13 protein-coding genes are annotated in these 17,735 nt (G+C 37.5%); 8 read left to right on the top strand and 5 right to left on the bottom strand.

The features are described 5' to 3' along the window. The first annotated feature begins 21 nt into the window (after positions 1 to 21). The 5 genes from V6R96_RS19320 (at position 22) to V6R96_RS19300 (ending at position 6,372) form a co-directional block, all read left to right on the top strand. Positions 22 to 447 (top strand): DUF5684 domain-containing protein, encoded by a 426-nt coding sequence (locus tag V6R96_RS19320; RefSeq protein ID WP_336379887.1) that lies wholly within the window; start codon positions 22 to 24, stop codon positions 445 to 447. Between the two features lie 271 nt (positions 448 to 718). Further along, complete coding sequence (locus tag V6R96_RS19315; RefSeq protein WP_336379888.1) at positions 719 to 2,611, top strand: DUF3857 domain-containing protein; 1,893 nt, start codon at positions 719 to 721, stop codon at positions 2,609 to 2,611. A gap of 2 nt (positions 2,612 to 2,613) precedes the next feature. Continuing rightward, on the top strand, positions 2,614 to 4,551 hold the full coding sequence (locus V6R96_RS19310; RefSeq protein WP_336379889.1) for a transglutaminase-like domain-containing protein: 1,938 nt from the start codon (positions 2,614 to 2,616) through the stop codon (positions 4,549 to 4,551). A 101-nt stretch (positions 4,552 to 4,652) separates the two neighbouring features. Then, complete coding sequence (locus V6R96_RS19305) at positions 4,653 to 5,477, top strand: RsiV family protein (protein WP_336379890.1); 825 nt, start codon at positions 4,653 to 4,655, stop codon at positions 5,475 to 5,477. Positions 5,478 to 5,481: 4 nt separating this feature from the next. Continuing rightward, positions 5,482 to 6,372, top strand: a complete 891-nt coding sequence (locus V6R96_RS19300) for a diacylglycerol/lipid kinase family protein (RefSeq protein WP_407934764.1) — start codon at positions 5,482 to 5,484, stop codon at positions 6,370 to 6,372. Between the two features lie 11 nt (positions 6,373 to 6,383). Here the strand turns inward: V6R96_RS19300 and tsaA are convergent, their stop codons facing one another. The 3 genes from tsaA to ggt form a co-directional block, all read right to left on the bottom strand. Further along, positions 6,384 to 6,842: a tRNA (N6-threonylcarbamoyladenosine(37)-N6)-methyltransferase TrmO gene (gene tsaA, locus V6R96_RS19295; protein WP_336379891.1), complete on the bottom strand. Its 459-nt coding sequence runs from the start codon at positions 6,840 to 6,842 to the stop codon at positions 6,384 to 6,386. Between the two features lie 46 nt (positions 6,843 to 6,888). Further along, complete coding sequence (locus V6R96_RS19290; RefSeq protein WP_336379892.1) at positions 6,889 to 8,169, bottom strand: dicarboxylate/amino acid:cation symporter; 1,281 nt, start codon at positions 8,167 to 8,169, stop codon at positions 6,889 to 6,891. A 248-nt stretch (positions 8,170 to 8,417) separates the two neighbouring features. Continuing rightward, complete coding sequence (gene ggt, locus V6R96_RS19285) at positions 8,418 to 10,106, bottom strand: gamma-glutamyltransferase (protein WP_336379893.1); 1,689 nt, start codon at positions 10,104 to 10,106, stop codon at positions 8,418 to 8,420. A gap of 255 nt (positions 10,107 to 10,361) precedes the next feature. Here ggt and V6R96_RS19280 point away from each other — a divergent pair, with 255 nt between their 5' ends. The 3 genes from V6R96_RS19280 (at position 10,362) to V6R96_RS19270 (ending at position 15,122) form a co-directional block, all read left to right on the top strand. Next, complete coding sequence (locus tag V6R96_RS19280; RefSeq protein ID WP_336379894.1) at positions 10,362 to 13,214, top strand: TonB-dependent receptor domain-containing protein; 2,853 nt, start codon at positions 10,362 to 10,364, stop codon at positions 13,212 to 13,214. Between the two features lie 105 nt (positions 13,215 to 13,319). After that, entirely contained in the window at positions 13,320 to 14,285 is a 966-nt protein-coding gene (locus tag V6R96_RS19275; RefSeq protein WP_336379895.1) for an NAD-dependent epimerase/dehydratase family protein, read from the top strand. A gap of 84 nt (positions 14,286 to 14,369) precedes the next feature. Continuing rightward, the gene (locus V6R96_RS19270; protein ID WP_336379896.1) at positions 14,370 to 15,122 is read left to right on the top strand and encodes a polysaccharide deacetylase family protein; all 753 of its coding nucleotides are present in this window, start codon (positions 14,370 to 14,372) and stop codon (positions 15,120 to 15,122) included. A gap of 177 nt (positions 15,123 to 15,299) precedes the next feature. Here V6R96_RS19270 and V6R96_RS19265 read toward each other — a convergent pair whose 3' ends face one another. Together V6R96_RS19265 and V6R96_RS19260 are read right to left on the bottom strand one after the other, a co-directional pair. Beyond that, on the bottom strand, positions 15,300 to 16,505 hold the full coding sequence (locus V6R96_RS19265; protein ID WP_336379897.1) for a metallophosphoesterase: 1,206 nt from the start codon (positions 16,503 to 16,505) through the stop codon (positions 15,300 to 15,302). A gap of 68 nt (positions 16,506 to 16,573) precedes the next feature. Continuing rightward, positions 16,574 to 17,641, bottom strand: a complete 1,068-nt coding sequence (locus tag V6R96_RS19260; RefSeq protein ID WP_336379898.1) for a ketoacyl-ACP synthase III — start codon at positions 17,639 to 17,641, stop codon at positions 16,574 to 16,576. Between the last annotated feature and the right edge of the window lie 94 nt (positions 17,642 to 17,735).

The following is a 17,735-nucleotide window of genomic DNA, read 5'->3' as shown; positions in this document are numbered from 1 at the left end:
AAACCAATAAAAAATAATACTATGTTAACTCTTTTACAAACAGACCCTTATGATGGGTCCGATGCAATGTCGGGTGCAGTAGCTGCAGGACTGGGAATGGGCACTATGATCTTCGGATTGCTTATTTATATATTTTATGGATACTGTATGTATAAAATATTTCAGAAAGCTGGCAGGGAAGATGCGTGGGCAGCTTTTGTACCGGTCTATAATATAATTGTACTGCTGGATATTGTAAAGAAACCAATTTGGTGGATCATTTTGTTCTTTATTCCTTTTGCTAATCTCTATGCATCATGGGTGGTCAATGACAGATTGGCGAAAGCTTTTGGTAAGGAAACCCCGGTTTATACCATTCTTTTGTTTTTCTTTGGATTTATTTTCGTGCCAGTTCTGGCTTTCAGCAGCGATAAATATGACAGCAACAGAATTCCCAACGATCAATGATTAATAATTAAAAAGATATTGGAAGACTTCAGAAATGGAGTCTTTTTTTATGTCTTTATTTAAAAGTGGAAAAATTTTAAATATAATGTTGAAAAAAAGAATTTCACGAAAAAATGATAAAAACATCCTCAATTAGAGATATAAAATGTTAAAATTATAATATGAAAAGGCTTTGATAATGAAGCCTTTTCTATTAGTATTGTTCTTTATATTAAAATAAAAATTTAACATCTATTAAGATTTTATTATTTTTGCCCCAACTTTAATAACCATGATGAAAATTATAATTATTGGGGCCTTATCTACAGCCTCTTTATATTTTGCACAGACCTATCCTGTTTCTGCCATTCCTGAAAACCTGAAGAAAAATGCCAATGTTGTGATCAGGAAGGATTTTACGACGGCGCAGATTAATAAAATTGATGAAATAAAGTATCAGCATCATACAGTAATCACAGTTTTAAACAAAGATGGCGATTCTAAAGCGCAGGTTTATATTCCCTATCAAAAAGGAGACAATATTTCTGATGTTAAAGTTACCGTATATGATGAATCCGGAAAGAAAGTAAAGAGCTTTTCAAAATCAGATTTTGGTGACTTTGCCAACAATACACAAGGTGTATTTTATTCGGATAGCAGGATCCTAGCATTACCGTATACTTCTGCTTATTATCCCTATACAATTGATTTTTCGTATCAGATTACCGATGAGAATACGGTTTTTATTCCTGATTTTATACCGTTTTCTTCTCCCAATATATCTTTAGAAGAAGCTGGATTTAAAGTCATTAATAAGTCCGGGATTGACCTTAAAACGAAAACCTATCCTTCAAAATATAGCTATGCTTCCGTGTCCGTAGCTGATAATGGCAATGAAAAGACCTATTCCTATAAAAATGTTCCGGCAATAGATGATGCCTTAATGCTGCCTCAGCCTGAAAAGATCTTGCCTAAGGTAAGTTTTGCTCTTGCCAAATTCAATCTGGAAGGCAAGCAGGGAATATTGAGCAGCTGGACAGATTTTGGAACCTGGTATTATACTAACCTGGTAGAACCTGTTTCTGCATCTACTCCGGCCATTAAAGCTGAAGTGGCTGCTTTGAAACTGGAAGGCACAACGAAGGAGAAAGTGAAAAAGATTTATCAGCATATGCAGTCGAAAACCAGGTATATATTTGTTGGGTTGGGAATCGGGGGATGGTTGCCAATGCTTCCGGACGAAGTTCAGAAGAAAGGGTATGGAGACTGTAAAGGGCTTACCAATTACATGAAAACCTTATTGAATGAAGCAGGAATTCCTTCTCATTACTGCGTGATCAATTCCGGCTCATCACAGGTTTCTTTCGATCCGGATTTTCCATCCATGGGTGGAAACCATGCGATTCTGATGGTGCCTACGGAAAAAGGAAATATCTGGCTGGAAAACACCTCCCAGCAGATTGCTTTTAACCATTTAAGCTACAGCACTACCGACAGAAATGTTCTTGCTGTAACCAAAAAAGGGATCGAACTTATCAATACACCTACCTATACAGCCGAACAGAACAGAGAAAAGCAGATATTGAAAATTAATCTTACAGAAGACAACAGCATCAACGGAGAAATCCAGTTTGCTTATACCGGAAGTCAGTATGATAATAATTTGCCTTATGCTTATTTATCGCCAAAAGAAAGAATTGAGGCAATGAAAGCAAGATTTGATGTTCTGAATTTTGAAAAAGTTGAAATGAAAGACTTTGTGAATGATAAGGATAATGCAGTGATAAAATTCAATGTGGATTTTAAAGCCAACAATTACTCTAAAAATACAGGAACGAACTTAATTTTCAGAGCAGTGCCTATTTTTACGAATAATTACTATAAATCAGATGAAAACAGAGAGCTTCCATTTGAGATAGGGCAGTCTTTCCAGGATGAATATGAGATTGATTTTATCATTCCAAAAAATTATAAAATTGATGAAGTCCCGGAAAATATGACCATCAATTCTGAATTCGGGACCTATAAACTGAACATAGTAAAAAATGGCGAATCGTTGAAAGTCACACGCTTCATTAAAATTAACAAAGGGATATTTCCGAAAGAAAAATACAACGATTACGTGAGTTTCCGAAAAAAGACCCTGAATATTGATAATTCCAAAATCTTACTGACAAAAATCTAACCATGAAAAAAATAATACTAACAGCGTTCTGCTTCGGAACTTTGATCCATATAAACGGCCAGAAGCATGAGTTTCTTGATCCTCCGAAATTTGACAATGCTGATCTTTCCAAAGCGAAATCAACGCTGGATGAAAATGCGCCGGCGGAAATTTTATATAAATCAGTACATTTTGATGTTGATACCTCTACAGGGAACCTTAGAAAAAAGGTGTTTTACAGAGTCAAAATCTATGATAAAGATAAAGCAGAAGACTGGCTGAATCTTGAAATCCCGTTATACAAAAGTACCGGCGGCAATGAAGAGCTGCTAAATAAAATGAAAGCTTTTGTATATAACCTCGAAAACGGAGCCGCCACCGCTACAAAAGTAGATAAGAGTTCAAAATACAAGAGCAAGGAAAGTAAATATATAACCATTACCAAATTTGCTTTTCCCAATGTAAAGAACGGATCGGTTATAGAATACCAGTATGAAGTTTTGTCTCCGTTTTTATATTCAGTTCCGCAGATCGTAATCGAGTCTGATGCACCTTCTCTGTACACGGAATATATTCTGGACAGCCCTTCGCATGTAGCTTATAATGTGAATTATACAGGCTCACTAACTCCAAAGTACAGGATGGTGGAAGAAAAGACAATGTACGGAATGCCATTTAAAACCTATAGATTCGGGTATGAAAATCTGAAAGGATTCAAAACTGAAAAGTTTGTTAAAAATGACAGGAATTACCGCACAAAAGTAAGTGCAGAGCTTCATTCTACTAATTTTAGAGAGCTTAAAATGCATTCCTCTTCCTGGGAAGAAATCAAAGAGAAGCTGTATAAAGACGAAGATTTTGGTGAAGAGCTGAAAAAAACGAAACTCGTTAAAGAAAATGTATCCTCAATTATTTCAGGCCTCAATTCCGATGCAGAAAAAGCTGATGCCATTTTCAATTATGTAAAAAATACATTCACCTGGAACAAAGACAGAGGAATTTATACAGAAGACGGAATAAAGAAACTGATAGAAACAAAAACCGGAAATGCTGCAGAAATAAACCTTTTGCTTGTCATGATGCTTAGAGAAGCAGGACTGAAAGCAGATCCTCTTGTTATTTCCACTGTAGACAACGGCTTGATCAACCTGACATCTCCCAGCATAGTCGGGATGAATTTTGTTATTGCAACGGTTAAGATAAAAGACAGCCTTAATCTCTATGATGCCACTTCAAAACAGTCATCAATGAATAATCTTCCCCCAAGAGACTGGAATGAGTATGGTGTACTCATGGCTAAAGATAAAGCACTGCTGATGCAGATGGGAAATACCACTACAAGTTTCAATTATCTTACTACAGAAGCAAAAATCAATGAAGATGGCAGTATTTCCGGAACATATTCCGACAAGGATACCGGTTCATATGCGATGTTTGCCAAGGAAAGCTATGACGAGAATGCTGAAAAATATAAAAAACAATATAAAGAAAACTTCTCAATAGATTTTACGGGAATTGAAACCAAGACTCTGGAAAACGGTGATTTCGAAAGTACAATGAAATTTTCCTCAGACAACCTGATCGATAAGATAGGAAAGAAAATGATCATCAACCCAATGCTTTTTTTGAGCAAAAATTCTAATGAATTTGACCAGACTGATGAAAGAAAATATCCGATCGATTTTATCTCTTCAATTACTAAAGTAAAAAAAGTAATCCTTGAAATACCGGAAGGCTACGTTATAGAAGCAATGCCTAAAAGTAAAAAGATTGTTACCGAAGATAAAGAAATTGAATACAGCTATATTGCTGAACAGAAAGGTAATAAGCTTGAAATAATCTCTACCACAAAAATTGCCAGTCCGGATTATCCAAAAGAATATTATCCTGCATTCAAACAGATTTGGGGAACCGCCTCAAAAAGTGAGAACCAGGTGATAAGCTTGATCAAAAAATCATAGAAGAGAATTTCCTCAGACCGATTATTAGATCAAATAAAAATAATTTTGCAAAACCATTCATTTTTGAATGGTTTTTGCATTACTTCCAGAAATATATAATTATGAAAAACACTATTGCTGTTCTGGCAGTTTCTTCCCTTCTCGCTTTTTCAGCCTGTAAAAAAGGAGAAAATACAACATTATCTGATAAAACAGAAACCTCTCAAACTGAAAAATTCATAGTGGATTCCGTGAAAGTGAGTGACTCTTCAAAGATTGCAGATTCATTAACCATAGGTTTCACTTCCAAGCTGCTGGTTTTTCCAACGCTGAAAGACAAACAATTGCTGGACAGTATTTATTTTCAAAATAAGGGAATCAAAGATTTCTCTAAAAAAGGACTGCAGGCTTTTCTGGATAATGAGAAAAACAAATATTTTAATTCTGTAAAAAGTGACAGTAAAGACTGGCTTTCAGATATTTCCTATGCACAAAAATGGTATACAAATACCCATATGAACCTGGTTTCAACTGATAACGATTATATGCATATTGGATATGTTTGGAGTTCCTATGAAGGTGGTGCTCATGATAATTATGGGTTTTCAGAAAGAGTTTTCGACCTTAAAAACAATAAAAAACTGGAACTTAAAGCTATTACTTCAATGCCGAAAGGTCAACTTGAAGCTATATTAATGAAGAATATTAATAAAGTACATAGCGGTACAACAGATAATAAAGGAGAAGTAAAGAATTCAGACATGCTGCTGGTAGAAGTCATTCCTGCAACGGATAATTTCTACTTTGATCAGAAAAACCTCTACTTCCATTACAGCCCTTATGAAATTACCGCCTTTGCAGCCGGAGATATTGTTATTCCTGTATCCTGGGAAGAACTGAAAGGAACACTGAATGCAGAATTCAAAGAAAGAATGAAAATAAAGTAAATTAATGCTTCCGGATCTGGAAGCATTTTCTATTTTTGCGGTAATGGAAAAAGTAGCTTTTATCATTAATCCCTTTTCGGCCAAAAAAAATTATCAGCCGTTTCTTGATGAACTTCAAAAAAAGGTTGACAATCCCTTATATTATATCTCCGAATCTATTCCGGCGACAGATGATTTTATCAGGACAAATTTTGATCATATTGATATTTTTGTAGCTATAGGAGGGGACGGAACTATTTCCACCGTGGCAAGAAATCTTATTAATACGGACAAAATTCTGGCGATTTTTCCGGCCGGATCAGGCAATGGATTTTCCAATGAGACTAAATTCAGCAAAAACTTGGATGAACTTTTAGAAAAAATTAAAACCAGAGCATCCAGAAAGATCGATACCTTTACTGTTAATGAAAGACTGTCCATTAATGTTTCAGGAACCGGATTTGACGGGAAAGTGGTGAAAGAATTCGAAAAAACCAACCGTGGGTTCAAAAACTATATCAAAGTATCCCTGAAAACATTCTTTAACTATAAGCCTATCAAAGTTAAATTTTTTGATGAAGCCTATCAGCAGTACAATGGAAAATACCTGATGCTGAATATAGCCAATACACGCCAGTTCGGAAACAATGCTTATATCGCTCCCAACGCAAGTAAAAGTGACGGATTGGTAGATATGGTGCTGGTAAAAAAATTCCCGCTGACCTACTCAGCTCTTTTTGCCTTCAGAATGTTTACCAAAAGACTGAAAGATGATGAATATGTAACGTATCTGCCCGTTTCGGAAATTTCATTTAAAGTAACGACCAAAAACTGGCATCTTGACGGTGAATTCAATAAAATAAAATCACCGGTTCATGTGAAAGTTTTACCGGCCAGCCTGAATATTTTGATATAACTGTTTCTGAATTATTTCCAGTAATTTTTCATCAGATCGGCAACCCAGTCGGGCTGTTTGATCGCAGCTTTGGGCTGAAATTCCTTAAATACAGGTTTGATATCCAGTATCGGTGTTCCGTCAATAGCGTCAAGAAACTTAACTTTAAGAGTTCTGCCGTTATGTTCCAGTAATTCAACGGTTGAAAGTCCTATTGTGTTAGGCCTGTCTTTTTTACGCTGGCCAAAAATACCTGTCATGGGATAATCTGGATTCCCTCTCGGATGTCCTGAAAAAACAATATCTTCCTTTTTTACCTTATCAAAATAATAAATGATTTCAAGATGTGAGAATTTTGAAATATTGCTGAAAGCTTCTGTTGGAATATGGTCAGCCAGTTCAATCTCGGCAATGATGGTTTCCCAGTGATCATCTATTGGTTCTGTCCGGGAATTCTTGACTGTTGCTATAGGTTGGAGTGTTATTTCCATTGAATTAATATTTTAATGATCAGGTATTTTGTCCGTTTTAAAAGTTCTAAATTTCTAATTTTTTCTCAATTTCATTCGGATGATCCAGGCAATATTGCAGTTGGGTTTTATCCAGTTGCTTCTCCCAGTTGGCTACAACTACCGTAGCCACCGAGTTTCCAATCACATTCGTTAAAGCTCTGCATTCGCTCATGAATTTATCAATTCCCAGAATAAGAGTCATTCCTGCTATTGGAATTTCAGGAACAACAGCCAGTGTTGCGGCTAATGTTACAAAGCCCGCTCCCGTAACACCCGCAGCGCCTTTTGAGCTTAGCATGGCTACCAAAAGCAGCATCAGCTGTTTTTCCAGCGGAAGATGAATATTCAGGGCCTGGGCAATAAACAGTGAAGCCAGGGTCATATAAATGTTTGTTCCGTCCAGGTTAAAAGAATATCCTGTAGGAACCACAAGCCCCACGATCGCTCTTGAACAGCCTGCCTTTTCCAGCTTTTCCATAATTCCCGGAAGTGCTGATTCAGAAGAGCTGGTTCCTAAAACCAATAGAAGTTCCTCTTTCAGGTAAAACATCAGTTTTAAAATACTGAATCCATTATACCATGCAACCGCTCCCAAAACAATGATAACGAAAAGAATGGAAGTGATATAGAATGTTCCTACTAAAAATATTAGGTTCAATACAGAATGAAGACCATATTTCCCAATCGTAAATGCCATTGCGCCAAAAGCTCCGATTGGAGCCAGCTTCATCAGCATATGCACAATTTTAAAAACAGGGGTAGAAAGATCCTGTAAGAAATCCGTTACTTTCTGGCTTTTTTCTTTAGTCAGAACCAGGGCGACCCCCATGAGAATAGCCACCAAAAGAACCTGGAGTATATTTTCACCTACCAGCGGACTGAAAAGTGTTTCAGGAATAATATTCATGATAAAGCCCGTCAGGGTCGTGTCGTGAGCCTTTTGCTGATATTGCGAAACATCGCCTGACAGAGTAGCAGGATCAATATTTAAACCATGTCCCGGCTGTAAAATATTTCCTACAATTAATCCGATAATCAGGGCTAAGGTGGAAAATGTAAAGAAATAAATCATTGCTTTTACCGCAATACGTCCGACTTTTTTGAGGTCAGTCATATGGGCAATTCCTAAAGTAAGGGTAATGAAGATCACCGGAGCGATGATCATTTTTACCAGTTTGATAAATCCATCACCGAGTGGCTTCATTTTTTCGCCCAGCTCGGGATAGAACCTTCCGAGAAGTATACCTGCTGCTATGGCAATAATAACTTGAAAATAAAGCTGCTGATAGAATTTTTTAGCCTTCAAAGGATTCTTTTTTAGATTTTGAAAGCGGAAAATTAAGAATTTTTATTTTAAAACATGACGAAAGTCAGTTAAAACTGATGATGAAGAAAGGAGATGGGAGATGGAGGTGCTGGAAATTCTGGAAGTTTAGGATAATAAGAGTAGTGTATAAAATAATGCTTCGACTCCGCTCAGCATGACACAGTTTACATCAACGTGGTCATGCTGAGCGGAGTCGAAGCATGTATAAATAGAACCCCGGATTTTGCTTATTCCACCGCTACAGAATCATCCCCGCGGCCGTCTGCCACAGCATGAATGTTTCCATTGTCGTCCATCAGGATCAGTTCTGTTTTTCCGATATATTTTATTTTTTCAATCACATAGTTTTTACTTTTGAGAGCTGTGATCGTACTTTCAGGGAAATTATTTTCTACCGTAATTTTCTCAGGAAGCCATTGATGATGGAATTTCGGGGCGTTCACAGAGATGTTGGCATTCAGTTTAAAATCTACCACATTAACGATAGACTGATAAACCGAAGTAGGAATCGTTGTTCCGCCTGGTGTTCCGACCACCATATATGGCTTTCCATTTTTAAGCAGGATAGTAGGAGTCATAGAAGAAAGCATTCTCTTATTAGGCTGTATAGAATTGGCCTCTCCGCCTACGGCTCCGAACATATTCGGAACTCCGGGCTTAATTGAGAAGTCATCCATTTCATTATTTAAAAAGAATCCTGCTCCGGAAACCACAACTTTACTTCCGTAATATCCATTAAGTGTAGTTGTTACAGACGCTGCATTTCCTTCTTTATCTATAACAGAAATATGGGTGGTCTGGGTAGATTCTTTTGGCTGGCTGATGATTTTTCCAACTTCTGAACTTGGTGTCGCTTTACTGAAGCTGAAGCTTTTCCATCTATTCTTTAAATACGAATCCGAAGTAAGATAGGTAGTTTTGTCCTCAATAAAATCCGGATCGCCCATATATTCTGCCCTGTCTGCAAAAGCTCTTCTTTCCGCCTCCGTCATGATCTGCACAGCCTCTGTTGAATTTTGCTGATATTTTTCCAGGTTTTCGTATCCGGCCATCGTCAGCATTTGGGCAAGCAGTACGCCACCACTGGACGGAAGAGGCATAGTGACCACCCGATTTCCTTTATAATCGAATTCCAAAGGTTTTCTTTCTGCCGTTTTATAGCTTTTAAGATCCTCCAAAGTAATAATACCATTGCCTTTCTTCATTTCCGAAACCATAAGCTCAGCAGTTTTTCCTTCATAGAATCCTTTTGCTCCCAGCTTCTGGATCAATCTCAATGTTGCAGCCAGTTCTTTCTGAACTAAAAGATCACCGGCCTTCCAGGGAGTGTCTTTTACAAAAGCAATAGAGGATTTGTTATGTTTTAAGAAATTTTCTTTGTGTGTATTCAGCATATTGGCTTCCATTTCCGTGATAGCAAATCCTTTTTCTGCCAAATCAATAGCTGGCTGGATGATTTTGTCCATCGGGAGCTTGCAGTATTTTAAAGTCGCAAAAAATCCGGCTATACTTCCGGGGATTCCTACTGCGAGTCTTCCGTTTTGGGACAGGTCTGTGTTGGCTTTTCCGGATTTGTCAACATACATATCTCTTGAAGCTTTTTTGGGAGCTGTTTCCCTGTAGTCCAGCGTGAATTTTTCACCATTGTTTTTCACACCGACCAGAAAGCCGCCACCACCGATATTTCCAGCCTGAGGGTAAACTACAGCAAGAGCATATTGTGTTGCTACAATAGCATCATAAGCGTTTCCTCCCATCTTCATGATATCCGCTCCTGCCTGGCTTGCAAGAGGGTGGGCAGAAACCACTACACCTTTATTCTTGACTTTTACCTCTTTTATGATGTTGAAATCGGTATACTGAGCCCAATATACATTACCTGCCAACAATATTGCTGCAATTAAAAACTTCTTCATATGATTTTGTTTGAAAACAAAAGTAGAGAATTTTTGAAGAAATTATAAGTCTTTAACAGGAGTTTATATCTGTAAAAATCATTGAAAAATAAATTATTCATTAAATTATTTATTTGTTTGTAAAAAATAAATCATATTGATTAATTTGTTTGATTTATTAATATTATTTTATTTATTTTCATTAAATGAATTGTTTTATTGAATTAAATTTAGTTTTTTATTGATTTAATTGCTATTTTTGATAAAACGAACCATATGAGAAAAAATTACCAGAAAATTGCTTTGCTTGGAGTATTGTTTTTTATTTCAGCAAATGCCAATGCGCAAACTAAGGATTCAATAAAGACCAACCAGGTGGATGAAGTAAAGATCACCATTGGTTCACGTAATAAGGCAAGGGTTGCTACTGACACTCCGGTGCCGGTAGATGTTATTAATATTGGTTCTCAGTCAGTTTTAAGTCCTCAGATGGACCTTAATCAGATTCTGAATTACGCAGCACCTTCTTTTACATCTAACTCAACAACTGTAGCAGATGGAACGGACCATGTTGATCCTGCCCAGTTAAGAGGACTCGGGCCTGACCAGGTATTGGTTCTTCTCAATGGAAAAAGAAGACATACTTCTTCTTTGGTCAATATCAATGGTTCGCCGGGGAGAGGATCGGTAGGTACTGATCTCAATGCGATTCCTGCATTTGCTATTGAGAGGCTGGAAGTGCTGAGAGACGGAGCTTCTGCACAATATGGATCTGATGCTATTGCAGGGGTTATCAACGTCATCATGAAGAAAAACACCAATGCTTTTACAGCCGCCATTACAGCGGGAGCTTTCAATTCAAAAGGATCTAATGACCATCATGGAGGATGGGATGGTGGAAAATACCAGGTAGATCTTAATTACGGGACTAAAATCGGGACCAATGGATTTATCAATTTCACAGCAAGTTTATTAAGCAGAGACGATACCAGAAGAGCTATGGCGGCAAGTGGAGATATTTTTAATGCCTATAATGCAATTGAACAGAGAGCGTTGGAAAACGGGGTGAATATTTCTTCACTTTTTGGTAATATTAGCAATACTCCAAATACACAGCAAATCATAAACTATATCCATCAGTATGCCCCGCAGGTCGGTTATTTTACGGCACAGCAGCAGGCTGATATTCAATCTGCGAGCACTATTACGCAATTGCAGAACCTGTTGAAAGTTAATGTAACTGAAAATGAACTGGCTTACAGGAAATTAACAAGGGATGATTTTAATATGCGGGTAGGGCAGTCGAAACTGACATCCGGCCAGTTTTTTATGAATTCTGAATTTGATCTTTCATCATCTGTGAAAGGATATGCTTTTGGAGGCATTTCTTACAGAGATGGTAATGCAGCAGGCTTTTTCAGAAGACCCAACCAAAACAGAACTTCCACTTCAATATATCCTAATGGCTTTTTGCCTGAAATAGCCTCAGATGTTATTGATCTTTCTTTTGCGGGCGGATTTAAAGGAAAACTAGGAAATGTCAACTATGATATCAGTAATACCTTTGGACAGAATACTTTTGACTATACCATTAAAAATACGGCCAACGCATCTATGGCCTACCCTGGTAAAACAGAATTTGATGCAGGTGGATTGAGCTTTATGCAGAACACGATCAATGCAGATTTCGATACAAAATTTGACTGGCTGAAAGGCTTTAATGTAGCTTTCGGAGGAGAAGCGAGGTTTGAACGGTATAAGATAGAAAACGGAGAAGAGGCATCGTGGGCGCTTTATGATATCAATGGGAAAATCCAGACTCCATCAACTGTTGCTTCTTTGAAGCCAACTGATTTTTTAGGGGCTACCAGGCCGGGCGGATCACAGGTATTCCCGGGTTTTAGACCTGAAAACGCTCTGAATAAAGGAAGGCAGTCTGTAGCGGCTTATGTGGATACAGAACTGGATATTACAGACAAATGGCTGTTAAGTGCTGCTTTGCGGTATGAAAATTATTCTGATTTTGGATCTACGTTCAATTATAAAATAGCAACCCGGTATAAGCTGACAAATCAGATCAATTTAAGAGCAGCTCATTCTACAGGATTCAGAGCTCCATCTTTACAGCAGATTTATTTCAATGCTACCGCAACTCAGTTTGTAGGAGGGGTAGCATTTGAGGTAGGTACATTTTCAAATGATTCAGAAGCAGCTAGGCTCCTCGGTATTCCCCAGTTAAAACAGGAGGAGTCAGCGAGTTATTCTGTAGGTTTCACAGCGAAAATTCCACAAGCTAACCTTACTTTTACTGTTGACGGTTATTATATTAAGATCAAAAACAGGGTGGTTCTTACCGATCAGTTCTCAAGACCGGCCGGAACCTATGCTGACGGAAGCCCGGAAAAAAATCTGCAGGCCCTTTTTGATAAGGCCAATGCCAATGCGGCTACATTTTTTGCTAATGCTATTGATACCCAGACAAAAGGAGTAGAAGGAGTGATTTCTCACAGAGGGAGGTTTTCCGAAAAATTTTCGTTAAATTCTGATCTGGCGGTGACAGTATCCAAAACCAACAGGGTAGGAGATATTCATGGTTCTGATGCCTTGATTAAAGCAGGACAGGTCAATCGTTATTACTCGGAATCCAGCAGGATTTATCTTGAAGAAGCTGTGCCAAGATTTAAAGCTTCTCTGAATAATGCCTTGGAAATTAGTAAATTTAATGTGCTTTTGAGAAATGTGTATTTCGGAAAAGTTACCGACCCGAATACAATGGATGCTAATGGAGATGGTATTGTAAATGGCGAAATCATCAATGGACAGGCTGTTGCTACAGAGCATCCTGTTTGGGGTGGCAAGGTAATTACAGATTTATCCGTAGGATATAAATTCAGTGACAGTTTCAGGCTGACCATTGGAGCTAATAACTTATTTGATATTTATCCGGATAAAAATTACGGACCAACTGCGGTAAAAGTGCCTGCCCTGGATGCTTCTGGTAATTTGACTTACGTTAATGCTGCTCCTATAGACCTTACCAATCAGAATCAGTTCGTTTATTCCAGAAATACATCCCAGTTTGGAATGAATGGAAGATTTCTTTTTGCAAGAGTTAATCTGAGCTTTTAACAGCTTCTTTTTAGATATTATGAAAAAGGTATGTTTATGCATACCTTTTTTATTTTGGTTGGTATGATTTTTTTACTTTTGTAGAATTCTAAAAAAATATGTAAAATGGAATCCTATACGGAAAGAATACTAATTACGGGTGCTCTGGGACAGATCGGCACCGAACTGACAAACAGGCTTGTTGAAATTCACGGAGCTGATAATGTAGTAGCATCGGGACTGGACAGATGGCAAAAAGGAATTACTGCTGCCGGACATTATGAAAGAATGGATGTTACCAATACACAGCTGGTAAGGCAAGTCGTTAAAGACTACGAAATCACAACAGTGTATCATTTAGCATCGCTTTTGTCAGGAACTTCAGAAAAACAGCCAATTTTCGCATGGAAACTGAATCTTGAGCCTCTGCTTCATTTTTGTGAAATGGCAAAGGAAGGCCTTCTTAAAAAGATCTTCTGGCCAAGCTCAATTGCGGTATTCGGGAAAGGAATTCCCAAGCATGATGTAGGGCAGGATGTGGTTCTGAATCCTACAACAGTTTATGGAATCTCCAAAATGGCAGGAGAGAAGTGGTGTGAATATTATTTCGACAAGCATGGAGTAGATATAAGAAGTATAAGATATCCGGGACTTATTTCGTGGAAGACTCCGGCTGGAGGGGGTACAACAGACTATGCCGTTGAGATCTTTTATGAGGCTATAGAAGAAGGAAAATATACCAGTTTCATTTCCGAAGATACAGGAATGCCGATGTTATATATGGATGATGCAATCAACGCAACATTGAAATTAATGGAAGCTCCGAAAGAAAGTCTTACCGTTCGTTCGTCTTATAATTTGGGAGGAATGTCATTTACACCAAAAGAATTAGCAGAAGAAATCAAGAAAGAAATCCCTGATTTTTCGATCGATTATCAGCCGGATTTCAGACAGGCAATTGCAGATTCATGGCCGGCTTCCATTGATGATTCCGTAGCGAAAAAAGACTGGGGGCTCACTTATGATTTCGGAATTTCGGAAATGACGAAAGACATGATTAAGAATCTTAAAGTAAAATTGAATAAAAATTAATTACTTAAAGTTAATGTTTAAATAATAATTTATTTAACATCTGATTTTTAATTAATTATAAGTATTATCTAAAACTTAATTTAAATGATTTTATTGACTTTTAACATCCTGAATATTGAAGCTGAAGCGAAAAACGTTGCAGAAATTTCTGATGGGGAAAGACTGAAAATCACAGAAGATAATACAAAAGCTATTCTTCGGGTTTTAGATATTCATGATATAAAAGCAAGTTTTTTTGTAGAGATTTCTATCGCAGAAAAACTGCAGAATTTAATAAAAGCAATTTCATCCAAAGGGCATGAAATTGCTTTTTATAATTTGAATTCCAATCTTCAGGAAATTGAAAATGGTAAGAAGAATATCCAAGACCTTTTGGAAAAACAGGTTAGAGGAATCAGGCAGAAAGATTTCAAACTTCCTCTACAAGATTTGAAATCCCTGGAGTTTAATTATGTTTCCAATATTGATAATGCAGATATCCTTTTTCCGTTCAAAAGGCTGAAAAGAGATACAGAAATCAATGAAGAAGACGGACTGAGTATTGTCCCTGAAAGTATCTCACCATACAGCCAGCTACCCTATAATGATTTTGTTTTTCAGATTCTGCCGATGAAGTATTATCAGAATATGGTTTTTGAAACCCTCAAAAATGATGATTTTGTATTGATCTATCTTAATTCCTGGCAGTTCACCGATTTTAAAAAATACAGATTTGATATTCCGTTTTACAGAAGCCTGTTTTCGGGCAAAAAAATGGAGGACAAACTGGATGCCCTCCTTACCTGGATTAACGAGAAGGAACTTGCCACTTCCCGTATGAAGGATTATATTTTTTAAATTTCTTTCTCGAGGATTTTTATGCTCTCGCAGATTAGTAGATTATGCAGGTGTTTGCGTTGTAATTGGATCGTGCATTGCTAAGATATAAGGGTATTATTGAACTTGCTTATCTGTGGCTATAGATCATAATATCCATAAACCTCTGCATAATCTACTAAATCTGCGAGAGACTATTTAAGACAGCTCAAAAAGAGTTATTTCCGGCAATACACCCACTCTCCCCGGATATCCCAGAACACCGAATCCTCTGTTGACATAAAGTGTCTTTCCTTCACTTTCATACAAATCAGCCCATTTTGGATAGCGGTACTGTACCGGAGACCACTTTACATTTTTAAGATCCAAACCAAACTGCATTCCGTGTGTATGTCCTGAAAGAGTCAGATGGATGTTTCCCGGGTGTTTTTTTACCACATGATCAAAATGAGTAGGGTCATGGCTCATCAGGATTTTAGGAGCGGATTCTGGTACGCCTTTTAAAGCATCATCAATTTTCCCAAATTGCGGAAATGGTTTTAGTCCCCAGTTTTCAACGCCGAGAATATAAAGCTTCTCTCCATTTTTGTCTATCACCCTGTTTTCATTTCTCAGCATATCAAAACCGGCCTGTTTTTCATATTCAATAAGCGTGTCAAGGTTCTTTTTCTTGGCATCATTAGACGTCCACGATACATAATCGCCGTAATCATGGTTTCCCAGCACTGCAAATTTTCCGTCTTTTGCTTTGATTTTAGAAAATAACGGAATAAAAGGTTTGAATTCATCTGCAACGTTATTAACCATGTCTCCTGTAAACAGAACAAGATCAGGATTTTGCTCATTAATTAAGTCAATGGCATGTTGTAGTTTGTCCGGATCAGAAAAGCTGCCACTGTGAACATCAGAGATCTGGATTACTTTATAGCCTTCGAAACTTTTGGAAAGCCCGGGTATTTTTACTTTTATTTTCCTTACGGTATGTCTGTATTTACCAAACGTGATTCCGTCAATGAAAAGAGCGGAAAGAACTCCTCCAAGCCCTAATCCTGCCATACTCAGGAACTTTCTTCTTTCGGGGAAGAAGTTTTCTTTCGGCTGTGTTAATCCTATCAGGTATCCTCCTGTTCTGAAAATATCATCAATCAGTAAAAACAAGACTACAAAAATTTTAGGAAGAATGAAGATCAGGAATAGCGAGATCGTGATCTGTGCCCTGACCATGCTTCTGTCCGATCTTTGAAAATGAGTCACTTCATAGGCGAAGATCCCATAAACAGCTAAAGATACCACCCAATATCCGATTCTTATCCAGGAATTGTCAGTTAATGTTCTTATAGCCTGATAGATATAGATTTCTAAGAACAGGAAGATAGCGGCAATAATCAAAAAATTTCTCTGCATGATAAATCTAAAAAAAGCACAAAGAATATAGTTCCCTGTGCTTTATATTTTTTTGTTAATTAAATATTTTAAGGAAATCTGTAAACGATAGCATTGATGTTCATTCCGGCACCTACCGAAGTCATCACAATGTTACCTTTATCTTTAAACGTTTGACCCTCCATTTTTCCTTTAATTATTAAATCATACATCGTAGGAATGGTTGCTACAGACGTATTTCCAAGGTTCTGGATTGTCATAGGAGAGATCGAATGGTCGTAATCCTTCACGTCATACAATTTGTGGAGTCTTTCGATCATAGCATAATCCATTTTTGCATTCGCCTGGTGGATCAGGATTTTATCGATATCCTCAATGGAAAGTTCTGCATCTTCAATAGTTTCTTTGATGGCAGAAGGTACATTTTTAAGGGCATATTCATAGATCTTTCTTCCCTGCATTCTTACATAAAGACGTCTTTGGTCTACATTGGCGTTAATAGAAGGTGCATTTTCAAGATAGCACAGTTCCGGACCGTTGTCGCAGATTGTGTTGTGAGAAATGATTCCTATGTTTTCCTGATCTGTAGCCTGTACTACCACTGCTCCGGCTCCGTCAGCAAAGATCATTCTGTTTCTGTCATGCGGATCAGTAACACGGCTTAGCGTTTCTGCACCAATTACAAGAATGGTTTTAGCAGCTTTTGCTTTGATAAGATTGTCTGCAAGGATCATGGCTTCCACCCATCCCGGACATCCGAAGATCATATCATAAGTAATGCATTTTCTGTTTTTAATGCCTAGCTTATTTTTTACTCTTGCTGCCATATTGGGCATAAAATTCACATATCCGTCTACAGTAACCTCTCCGAAGTTGCTCGCGTAAATAATGTAGTCCAATTGTTCGCCATCTACTTTAGCATCCTCAAGGGCAGCTTTGGCGGCCTCAGAGCCGATCTGCGAGTTGGAAAGATCGTCTTCAATAAATCTTCTGTTTTCTATTTCTGTGATTTCTACAAACTTTGCGATGGTTTCTTCTGCAGGTTTTTCAATCTTAACTCCGTCTTCAGTGTAGAACTCAGAATCCATGAAATAATCTCTACCAATAACTCTGTTAGGAATATAGGATCCGGAACCAATAATGATCGTATTCGGCATTCGTTTATATGATTTTTTAAAGATGCAAAGTTAATAATTAATATTAATAACGGAGAATTAAAAATATTATTAAATTTGCAAAAATTGTACTTTA

Source organism: Chryseobacterium sp. CCNWLW53 (assembly GCF_037083525.1).
In the GTDB taxonomy this organism is placed as follows: domain Bacteria; phylum Bacteroidota; class Bacteroidia; order Flavobacteriales; family Weeksellaceae; genus Chryseobacterium; species Chryseobacterium lathyri.
Note: the sequence above shows the minus strand (reverse complement) of the source record. Positions and strands in the feature narration are given on the sequence as shown.

Coding starts and splice junctions, on each gene's coding strand:
- V6R96_RS19305 (WP_336379890.1), top strand. CDS start 4,653: ATGAAAAACACTATTGCTGTTCTGGCAGTTTCTTCCCTTCTCGCTTTT.
- V6R96_RS19300 (WP_407934764.1), top strand. CDS start 5,482: ATGCTTCCGGATCTGGAAGCATTTTCTATTTTTGCGGTAATGGAAAAA.
- V6R96_RS19310 (WP_336379889.1), top strand. CDS start 2,614: ATGAAAAAAATAATACTAACAGCGTTCTGCTTCGGAACTTTGATCCAT.
- V6R96_RS19270 (WP_336379896.1), top strand. CDS start 14,370: ATGATTTTATTGACTTTTAACATCCTGAATATTGAAGCTGAAGCGAAA.
- V6R96_RS19320 (WP_336379887.1), top strand. CDS start 22: ATGTTAACTCTTTTACAAACAGACCCTTATGATGGGTCCGATGCAATG.
- V6R96_RS19315 (WP_336379888.1), top strand. CDS start 719: ATGATGAAAATTATAATTATTGGGGCCTTATCTACAGCCTCTTTATAT.
- V6R96_RS19280 (WP_336379894.1), top strand. CDS start 10,362: ATGAGAAAAAATTACCAGAAAATTGCTTTGCTTGGAGTATTGTTTTTT.
- tsaA (WP_336379891.1), bottom strand. CDS start 6,842: ATGGAAATAACACTCCAACCTATAGCAACAGTCAAGAATTCCCGGACA.
- V6R96_RS19265 (WP_336379897.1), bottom strand. CDS start 16,505: ATGCAGAGAAATTTTTTGATTATTGCCGCTATCTTCCTGTTCTTAGAA.
- V6R96_RS19260 (WP_336379898.1), bottom strand. CDS start 17,641: ATGCCGAATACGATCATTATTGGTTCCGGATCCTATATTCCTAACAGA.
- V6R96_RS19275 (WP_336379895.1), top strand. CDS start 13,320: ATGGAATCCTATACGGAAAGAATACTAATTACGGGTGCTCTGGGACAG.
- ggt (WP_336379893.1), bottom strand. CDS start 10,106: ATGAAGAAGTTTTTAATTGCAGCAATATTGTTGGCAGGTAATGTATAT.